Below are 10,452 nucleotides of genomic sequence, written 5' to 3'. Positions count from 1 at the left end.
TGACCTTATATTGAAAAGAAAGTGGGATACTTTGCAGCAGGACATTTTCTCCAGAAAATCTGAATTGTGTGGCTACTTTGGTTTTTATGTATTCACAAAGGTTTTGCAGCACTTTGAATGTGCTCAAGCAGTCTTACTGAAATATGCAAATTCTGGTGATGCAATGGGAGACACAATCTCTACAAGGGTGGTTGGATATTCCTCAATTGTTTTTTCTAAAACCCAAAAGACGCAGAAAGCAAAATTATCTCCATCTGATAAAGAATATCTCCTAAATTTAGCAAGACGCAGTATTGAATATTATCTGGATAATAAAGAAATAATAAAACCCGAAAAACCAGAATCCAAGATTTTGAACGAGGATAGGGCAGTTTTTGTTACTTTAACTAGAAATCATAATTTGCGAGGATGTATTGGTCAGTTGATGGCTCAGATGCCTCTTTACCAAGCTGTTGCAGAAATGGCTGTGTCTGCTGCATTTCAGGATTATCGTTTTAATCCAGTTAAGAGAAATGAACTAAAAGACATTTCTATTGAAATTTCTGTGCTTACTCCAATGAAGAGGGTTAAGAGTATTGATGAAATAAAGATGGGTAGAGATGGTGTTTATGTAAAAAAAGGTATGCGGACAGGAGTATTTCTCCCACAGGTTGCAGAGGAAACCGGCTGGGATAAGAAAACCTTTTTAGAAAATCTTTGCAGCCACAAGGCGTTTTTGCCAAAGGATGCATATCTTGATAAAGATATAGAAATATATATTTTTCAGGTGGGGAAGTTTTCAGAAGATTAAGAATTCTTAGTGAATTAGTAGACCCTATTTAGTTTTTTTCGTAATTTATTTGTAGAAATTTTTGATATATTTTTAAGTAGTTACAGAACAAAGAAGAAATATCAATGAAAAAAGCGCCACAAATTGAAATGTGACGCTTAGATATTAAAATTTGTTAACAATTTTAATATTCAGAAAACAAAGTTATAACCAATTCCAAACTTATTGGTTAAATCTAACCCATCTTATATCATAGAAAGTAATTAGAAAGAATAACCTAACATTATTGAAATAACTGAATTCTTTACATCAAATTCATCTTCAGAATCATCGGTAGTTGTTAAACCTAAATTATAACGAGCATCAATAGTCGCAGGACCAATATTAACCCCAGCACCAAAAACTAATCCCAAATCCATAGTTTTTACATCTTCAATGTCATCCTCAACTTCTACTGCATTTTCATATTTATATTTTGCACTTAAATTTATCCCTAAAGCAGGTCCCAAGAAAATGTTTGGTCTAAGTGAACTTTCTATCGGAATATTAACTTTTACTAAAACAGGAACTTGAATATAATCATATTTGCAAGTCGTCTTTTCATCTCCTTCTTCCAATTTTGCTCCCTGCATAGAATAATAAACTTCTGGTTGAATGGCAAACATTTCATTAATACTATAGGTTAAAAAACCACCAATTGCAAATCTGAATATACTTTCCATATCATCTGAAACATCATCTCCAGTTAAAGTTGCAATGTTCAAACCTGCTTTAATACCTTTGCCTGTTATTCCTTGGGCAACTAACAAAGAAGCACAAAATATCATCACAACAATAATAATACTAATTCGTTTCATTTTTCCTCCTATTTAATTTTTTTATTTTCAGTTTTTTACCTACCAAATACATTAATATAATAGTTGTTCTTTACCTATCCAAGACATTGACATATAAACATACTTTTTTACCAGATTAATATTCAGCTTTGAATCCAAGAAATAATGCAATAAACTTTTTATTTAAATTATTTCTGTCAAGCTTTGCAAAAAATATCTTGTTCAATTTTTGTTTATGCCTTCCCAGCAGAACCAAGCACATGTATATTTTTATGCTTATACATCTCAATTAGTTCTGCACGAGCTGGACCCAAATATTTTCTTGGGTCAAATACAGAGGGATTGTTTGCGAGAAATTCTCTTACTTTTGCGGTCATTGCCAGACGACCGTCTGAATCAATATTAATTTTACAAACAGCAGATTTGGTAGCTTTTCTGAGTTGTTCTTCTGGTACACCAGCAGCTCCTTTCATATTTCCACCATATTGATTGATTAAGTCAATATATTCAGGAATGACTGAAGATGAACCGTGAAGCACAATTGGAAACCCTGGAATTCTTTTTTCAATTTCTTCTAAAATATCAAAGCGGAGTGGAGGAATTTGTTCTCCAGGTTTAACTTTGAATTTGTATGCACCATGAGAAGTGCCAATGGAAATAGCAAGTGAATCAACACCTGTCTTGTTCACAAAATCTTCAACATCCTCTGGGTTAGTATAATGTGACTTTTCTGCTGAAATTTCCTCTTCTATTCCAGCAAGCACTCCAAGTTCACCTTCTACAGAAATTTCATATTTATGAGCATAATCAACAACTTTTTTTGTTAGAGCAACATTTTCTTCATAAGGAAGAGCAGAGCCATCAATCATAACAGAAGAAAAGCCAGATTCAATACAACTTTTGCAAAGTTCAAAACTATCCCCATGGTCAAGATGAAGTGCTATCGGAACAGGCTTACCCAATGTCTTCATCATTTCAATTGCACCCTGTGCCATATACTGAAGCATTGTTTGATTAGCATATTCTCTGGCTCCTTTTGAAATTTGTAATATCACTGGAGATGCAGTCTCAACGCAAGCAGTAATAATTGCCTGCAACTGTTCCATATTATTGAAATTGTATGCAGGAATTGCATAACCTTCAGCCATAGCTTTGGCAAACATCTTTTTTGTATTTACGAATCCTAAGTCTTTGTAACCAACCATTTTTATTTCCTTTCTTTTTCAAGTTAATTCAGTTTTTATTTATTTCTTCTATTCTGACTCTTCGTTATCTTCAATAATTTTGTGATTTTTCCCACATACTTAAAACAAATAATTGCAAGAAACATGCAGTTAGCTGAAGTTCAATCTATTACAATGTAGCAAACTCCTCTACCGGGACCTCAATTTGCTTCTTCAATTTTTTTCTATTAGAATAAATATCTACAAAATCCCTCTCAATTTTTTTTAGTACTTCAGCTTTAAAGTATTGCTCTCCACAATATTCACATTCCTCACAAGGGACATTATCTACAATTAAAAACTGTCCATTGTGTCTGTAAATATACTGAATATGTGTGCTTCTAAAATTTATATTTCCACAAAAATTACAAACTCTTTCCATCTTTACTCCTTTCATAAGGCGCCTTAAATTTTGGAAGACGTGGAATATAAACGGTAATGAAAACTAATAATTCACCTCTTGTTCCACAAACCACATGAATCGGTTTCCCAGCATTTGTAAATCCGGCTACAAGGCAACTTTCTCCTCTTCCGGTTTCTTCATATTGCTCTAACCAAAAAAGTTGTTGAATATGTACCTTCTTGCTATTGGCCGCTTCTCTTTTAACTTCCTAATTTTATTATTCTTCTTTCTCTTTCTCCTTAGTCTCTACTTTTTCAGGTTCTTCTTTGGTCTCTTCTTCCCTTTTCTCTTTTTCTTCTTCAGCAGGTTTTTCCGCTACTTCCTCTTCTTTCTTAGGATAGAATTTATCCTGAGAGGAGAGGTAAATAAAGGTTTCCGCAGAACTCATATAAGTGAAGAAATATGAAAAGCCTATACCCCCAACGAATATCAAGCATAGACTGATTATAAATCCAGGAATTGTGTAATATCCACCTGCACCAAAATACATTCCAAGTCCCGGGAATAGTGTATTCAGGAATTCAAAAAATCTTGGCAAAGTAATTTTTATGAATTCTCCACCCATAATTAGTTTGGCTCCAAAATTGGTAAAAGCAACCGCACCTTGCATAATTGCAAGAACAAATGCAAAAGCAATCGCACCCACAATCGTAGAGAGAAATTCACATACTACGATATAAACGCCATGGTCTTTGATTAAATGAAATAAGTCAATGATGCTGTCCATTGCTGATTTCTGTTCCACACCAATTATAACTGCACCATAGGTATCTGCAAATAACAAAACCACGAAGGTTAGCATTAAGAATATTGATATTGCGAGTGGAATTAAATACATAATTGAAAGCCATAAGGAGCCCACATAGGGGATGGCACCAATAGCATAGAAGAACAGCTGACCAAGAGCAATTAGTACGAAAATAACTATCCAGCCAATAATGAAAAACACAAATGTTTTGATATGTTTGCCTAAGAATTTTCCAACATCATTCCATCCGACAAATATCTCATCGTCTACTGCTTCTCTACGGATTGAATATGCAATGCACATTTTGGCTATGAAAAATATGAACGAGATTAGAACAACAGCAAGTATATTTCTGAATGACAAGAATGAAATAATAGCACCTGAAGCCTCGGGAATTACAATAGGTTTGCAAAATGGTGGTCTAATAAGAAAGTATCCTATAAGTGCAGAGATGATTAAAGCTAATGCAGATATGAACAAACGATGGAATCTCCAACTGTGATTCCAAGCTTTAAAGATGTCTTTGAATTTGAAGACTTTTGCTTCTTTTTCTGCCATTTTTCTTTCCTCCAAGTTATTAATTACTTATTTGGTATTTACTGAGTTAATAATTTTTTTGTCAAATAATATGATAAAATTTTTGTTAGGCATAAAATTATTCTTCTGCCAGAAATAATATTTTTTATTTTGGTTAACATAACATGAATCGGGTTTATAAGAGAGCGAATCAATTTTAATATTTTTTGGAATTTCAAGTTGGAAATTAGCTGTTTGTAATGGTTTCCCCCAATATTTTGTGGTTGTTAATATGTATTCTGCTTTATTTCCGTAAAGCTTTTGTCTGTAAAAAATCTTGTATTTAGCAACTCGGAAAGGTTCAAGGCTTATCTTGAAAGAGAACCCATTTTCTTTTCTTTTTATTAATTTTATAGGTATAGTATCAGTTAGATTATATATCAAAACCGAATCAACAACTCCGTACAAACTATCAGTTGGGAATGGGTAATATAGAATATTGTTTACAGCTTTGTCAGTTACATTGCAGATATAATAAATACCATCTACACAAAAAAATGAATCTTGAATTGTAAAGGAGAGGTCTTCCCTGATAAATTCTAAAGAATAGCAGTAAATATTAATGGTGAAAAATAGAAGTATAAGGAAAACAGAAGCAATCTTCATCTAACCATAATCATTTTATTAGTTTTGACTTTTTTGCCATCAATTTCTAATGAATAGAAATAGAATCCAGGTGGTTGTAAAATACCTTCCTCGCTTTTCCCATCCCATTCAATTGACGATTGACGATTGTCTATTGACAATTGTTTTACTAATTGCCCTTTGATATTATAAATATTTATCTTAGCCTGCCCGGGCGTATCCGCCAGCTGGCGGAGAAGACTGGTGGCTGAAAAAGAAATTGTTGTTGATTCAATGAATGGATTCGGATAATTATTTAATATGATTTGATTATATTTTTTTATTTCTTCATCTACTGATGTTAGATCAATATAGAATTCACAATAGGTTGTGGAATCTGGTTCAATGGTTATGGTGGTATCCATTAGAACAGAGCCATCTACCAGTATAAAAACATCATAATTTAAAGAAAACATTCGTTGCGAAAAATAGCCATAGCTGTTAGTATTAATAATAGGGAAAAGATTTTGAACATTGTATTGTCTATAGAACTGGATTTCAGTACCTATAATTGGATTATTTTGATTATCGAAAACATATCCACAAAAGGTTCCCTGGGTTCCAGTTGTATCGTTTGGTATCCCCAAAGTAGGACTATTGTCCTTTGTTAAAACTTTTCCAGACATTCCAGTAGCAGTATCAGATATTGTTATTCTGGCAAGTGATTGTCCACTAAATGGTGAATTAATGATTGAATTTATATAATCTCCAAAATATCGTCTGTCCACAAGGTCATTATACGGATAATAAGTAGCAATCATATCTCCGTTTTTATTAATGTTAAGCTGAGATTGCAAACTATCTTGAGTGATGAGAGTATACCCAAATAAGGGAAAGTAAATTCCGGGATTAAATAGAGATGTGTCAGAAGAAGAAGCTATCTTACAATTATCAAGTGTTTCTTCTTGTACAAAGATATTTAATAGTTCAATAGTCCAATAATCACCATCAAAGTAGATTTCTTCAATATAGGCACCTGGAAAAACAACATTTCCATTAAGTTCTGAAAATAAAAGTAGAATAAATAATAAAGCAAAGGTTTTATGTTTCATTTTATCACCCCGTCATTAAATGATAAAAGTTAAAGGTTGGTTTTATCTAACCATAATCATTTTATTAGTTTTAACTTTTTTGCCATCAATTTCTAATGAATAGAAATAGAATCCGGGAGGTTGCAAAACATCACTTTCGTTTTTTCCATCCCATTCAATTGACGATTGACGATTGTCTATTGACAATTGTTTTACTAATTGCCCTTTGATATTATAAATATTTATCTTAGCCTGCCCGGGCGTATCCGCCAGCTGGCGGAGAAGACTGGTGGCTGAAAAAGAAATTGTTGTTGATTTAATGAATGGATTCGGGTAGTTACTTAAGATGATTTTGCTCCTTTGTAATTGTTCTTTATCAACTGAATAGATATCAATATAGAATTCACAATAGGTTGTGGAATCTGGTTCAATGGTAATTAAGGTGTCCATCATAGCAATATCATCTACATAAATTGTTACATTATAATTTATTCCATACATATAATTATTTTCAAAATATCCATTTTGGTTTGTATAAATATCATCACAACAATAAAAATAATGGATTTGTGCATTTGAAATCGGATTTTGTTGTTGATCAAATACATAACCAGAGAAGGCTCCTACGGTATTTGCTTGATATGGATTATAACCCAAAGATGGAATATTATCTTTAACCAAATAGAAATAGATATCAGACCAAGGAGGATTATAGATTTCAAAAATTACTCTTGCAAGCGACTGACCTTCATAGGGAGCATTTACCCAAGAATCAGGATAATCGCCAAAATAAACCGGCAAGCATACATCGAACCATTCACCATCGTATTCTTCTCCAACCTGAAGAAAATCTCCATTTTTATTAATGCTCAAAAATGTTAGCATGCTATCTTGATTCACTATGATTGGGATATTCTCATATAGAAAAATTCCACTTTTGAACTGGGCAGTATCAGATGATGTCGCAAAGTATAAATTATCTAAAGTTTCAAAAAAACCATAGTAATCTGATAATTCAATTGTCCATTCATCTTCTTCAAAATATATTTCACTTATTAAAATAGGTATAACGGGATTCCCAACGAGTTGTGAAAATAAAATCAAAGTAAATATTAAAGTAAAAGCTATATGTTTCATTTTGTCCCCCAATTTATATTTTACCTTAAATTTAACATAGAAATAGTGATATCGTTTCTTGTATATATTTTGTGTCTCATAATTATTCCTAATAGTTAAATAAAAAAGGCATAAACAAAAAGAATATCTATGCCGAAATTTGTCAAGTAATTTTTTTAAAAAATCCCCAGGAATTTTTGAATATAAGGTGAATACGCAACCGTAAGTCCTGCCACAACGATACTTACCATACTCATCAATTTTATAAGAATATTGAGTGATGGTCCAGAGGTGTCTTTGCAAGGGTCTCCAACAGTATCGCCAACAATACTTGCTTTGTGAGCATCAGAGCCTTTTCCCCCATAATTTCCAGTTTCAATATATTTCTTTGCATTATCCCAGGCCCCGCCAGCATTATTTAGCATAATTGCAAGAGAAAATCCTGTGGTTAAGCCTCCTGCTAAAAGTCCCATAACTCCAGCTACTCCGAGAAATAATCCGACTAAAATAGGAACAATAATAGCCATCAGAGAAGGAGGAATCATTTCATGCTGAGCCGCCTTCGTTGAAATTAAAACACAGGATGCATAATCAGGTTTCCCTGTTCCATCCATTATACCTTTTATTGTACGGAATTGCCTACGAACCTCATCAACCATCTTACCTGCTGCACGCCCGACTGCTTTACTTGTCATTGAGCAGAATACAAAAGTTAACATTGCACCAAAGAAAATTCCAATAATGACTTTTGGATTCATAAGTGTAACATTATATGTGTCCATAAACCAATTTATGTCTGCATGTTCTATCATCTCTTTTGTAACATTTATTGTGCCGATTGTAAAATGCCCTATATGGTCAATTATTCGGATTATTCCTATTTTTACCTCTTCAATATAAGCAGCTAATAATGCCATAGCAGTGAGTGCTGCGGAACCAATAGCAAAACCTTTTCCTGTCGCAGCAGTAGTATTGCCAAGAGAGTCAAGAGCATCAGTTCGCTTTCTAACTTTAGGACCTAGTTTGCTCATTTCTGCATTGCCACCAGCATTATCAGCGATAGGACCATACGCATCTGTTGCTAAAGTAATTCCCAGTGTGGAAAGCATCCCAACTGCGGCAATACCTATTCCATATAATCCTGTGGAAATGTTATTAAATCCGCCGGAAAAGCCAAAAGCAAGCAATATCCCCAAAGCAACCACAATCACAGGAAAACCTACGGACTGCATACCAACAGCTAATCCATCTATTATCACTGTTGCAGGTCCAGTTAATGACTGTTTAGCAATTCCCTTTGTTGGTTTGAAATCCGCAGAAGTGTAATATTCTGAGGATTTTCCTATCAGAACACCTGCAATAAGACCAGCAACAATTGAGCCCCAAACTCCCCAGGGATTAACAAGATTATTTCCTTTTAATAATATATTTACTACAACTGCAGATATAATTAAGATTAGAAAAGATGATGTGTTAACGCCCAAGCCCAAAGCCTTTAATAAACCTTTTTGGCTGGCATTCTCTTTAGTCCTAACAAGGAAGATACCAATAATTGAGAGTATAATTCCTATACCTGCAATAAGCATTGGTAAAATTACTGAATTAATTTGTAAACCTGTATGTGCAAAAGCAGATGCACCAAGAGCTGCAGTGGCAAGAATAGAACCACAATATGATTCATATAGATCAGCACCCATTCCAGCGACATCACCGACATTATCACCGACATTATCAGCAATTGTAGCTGGATTTCTAGGGTCATCTTCTGGAATACCCGCTTCTACTTTGCCGACAAGGTCTGCACCAACATCAGCAGCTTTTGTGAATATTCCGCCACCAACACGAGCAAATAATGCTTGTGATGATGCACCCATTCCAAATGTTAGCATTACAGTTGTTATTTCATTTAGACTTGGGACTTTTACTATATATTTTAAAACAGTAAACCAGATAGATATATCAAGCAGACCAAGGCCAACAACAACCAAACCCATAACAGCGCCACTACGGAATGCAATCTGTAATGCCTGGTTAAGTGAATGTCTTGCACCTTCAGTAGTTCTATTGCTTGCTGTTGTCGCAGTCATCATACCGAGATAACCAGCTAATCCACTAAAAAAGCCACCTGTTAAAAAGGCGAAAGGTGTCCATTTGCTCTGGACATGTAAGACAAATGCTAATATGAAGAAAAAGATAAAAGCAAATAAAAAAAACAATGCCACTACCTTGTATTGCCTTTTAATATATGCTTTTGCGCCCTCTTTTACATAATGCGCAATCTCCTGCATAGTCTTATTGCCGGGGTCCTTTTGTTTCATATTAATAAAGAAAATATAGGCAAATACCAGTGCAAGAGCTGAACCAATTGGAGCTATGATAAATAGTATGTCCGTTAAATTCATTCACATCCTCCGTATTTATTTTAAGTGAAAATTTTCATTCCATTTTTTGTTGTCAAGTTACAAACAATTTAAGAATTTTGAATTTAGCCAAAAAAGAAAAACTTGACACACAAAATTCTGCAACCGTTTTCCGTTCTAACAAAGAATCTGAATTTCTATACTGGATTATAGTTTAGATTATATTTTATTTCTGGACAGAGAAAGGAAAGAAGATGATTGTTTCAAAGTCTGATTTAAATAAGTTCTTTGAAAATCTAATGAATGATTTTGATATTTTTATGCCTTATGAAACAGAATTTGATAAAGATAATTTATCATATAGGAAATTTTCAGGAGATACAAATTTTATTATAAGTAAATATAGAACTATTGACCCCATTAAAACATTATTTTATTTACCGTCCGAGATGGTGCTTCCACCATCAGCCAATGCAAAAAAACGAATCATTGTTGGGGTAAAGAATTGCGACCTTATTGCATTGGAAATTTTAGATACTGCACTTTTAGAGGATAATTTTGTAGAACCAAATTACAAAATCTGGCGTGAAAATACATACATAATTAGTGCAGACTGCACCGATGCACTTCCGACCTGTCATTGTGTCCTTTTAGATAACAACCCATACACAGAAAAAAATGCAGAAGGGGAAAGCAATTTTGACCTGAATTTAAGCCAGATTTCCAATGTATCTACCTCTGATGGTGATAATAGGTTTCTCATTAC

Annotated in this window: 10 protein-coding genes; 2 read left to right on the top strand and 8 right to left on the bottom strand. The window is 33.7% G+C overall.

All coding sequences use genetic code 11. The features are described 5' to 3' along the window. Window positions 1–790, top strand: a 790-nt coding sequence (amrA, locus tag U9R23_06815) for an AmmeMemoRadiSam system protein A (GenBank protein ID MEA3476131.1), incomplete at its 5' end; no start/stop codon positions are given. Window positions 791–1,032: 242 nt separating this feature from the next. Here the strand turns inward: amrA and U9R23_06810 are convergent. The 8 genes from U9R23_06810 to U9R23_06775 all read right to left on the bottom strand — a co-directional run bounded on the left by U9R23_06810 (window position 1,033) and on the right by U9R23_06775 (window position 9,728). Continuing rightward, a complete protein-coding gene (locus U9R23_06810) occupies window positions 1,033–1,626 on the bottom strand; it encodes a porin family protein (protein MEA3476130.1) in 594 nt (197 codons plus the stop codon). Window positions 1,627–1,838: 212 nt separating this feature from the next. After that, entirely contained in the window at window positions 1,839–2,810 is a 972-nt protein-coding gene (locus tag U9R23_06805; protein MEA3476129.1) for a class II fructose-bisphosphate aldolase, read from the bottom strand. A 148-nt stretch (window positions 2,811–2,958) separates the two neighbouring features. After that, window positions 2,959–3,210, bottom strand: coding sequence for a type II toxin-antitoxin system MqsA family antitoxin (locus U9R23_06800; GenBank protein ID MEA3476128.1), 252 nt, complete (start codon window positions 3,208–3,210; stop codon window positions 2,959–2,961). 238 nt (window positions 3,211–3,448) lie between these two features. After that, a complete protein-coding gene (locus U9R23_06795) occupies window positions 3,449–4,537 on the bottom strand; it encodes a hypothetical protein (GenBank protein MEA3476127.1) in 1,089 nt (362 codons plus the stop codon). Between the two features lie 27 nt (window positions 4,538–4,564). Continuing rightward, a complete protein-coding gene (locus tag U9R23_06790; GenBank protein ID MEA3476126.1) occupies window positions 4,565–5,161 on the bottom strand; it encodes a hypothetical protein in 597 nt (198 codons plus the stop codon). Further along, complete coding sequence (locus U9R23_06785) at window positions 5,158–6,231, bottom strand: T9SS type A sorting domain-containing protein (protein ID MEA3476125.1); 1,074 nt, start codon at window positions 6,229–6,231, stop codon at window positions 5,158–5,160. Before U9R23_06785 ends, U9R23_06790 begins: the two co-directional genes overlap by 4 nt. A gap of 42 nt (window positions 6,232–6,273) precedes the next feature. After that, entirely contained in the window at window positions 6,274–7,347 is a 1,074-nt protein-coding gene (locus U9R23_06780) for a FlgD immunoglobulin-like domain containing protein (protein MEA3476124.1), read from the bottom strand. A 155-nt stretch (window positions 7,348–7,502) separates the two neighbouring features. Next, a complete protein-coding gene (locus tag U9R23_06775; GenBank protein ID MEA3476123.1) occupies window positions 7,503–9,728 on the bottom strand; it encodes a sodium-translocating pyrophosphatase in 2,226 nt (741 codons plus the stop codon). A gap of 212 nt (window positions 9,729–9,940) precedes the next feature. Here U9R23_06775 and U9R23_06770 point away from each other — a divergent pair. After that, a partial coding sequence (locus U9R23_06770) for a hypothetical protein (GenBank protein ID MEA3476122.1) occupies window positions 9,941–10,452 on the top strand: 512 nt, incomplete at its 3' end.

Source organism: Candidatus Cloacimonadota bacterium (assembly GCA_034722995.1).
In the GTDB taxonomy this organism is placed as follows: domain Bacteria; phylum Cloacimonadota; class Cloacimonadia; order JGIOTU-2; family JGIOTU-2; genus JAGMCF01.
This window is presented reverse-complemented; position numbering and strand designations above follow the sequence as displayed.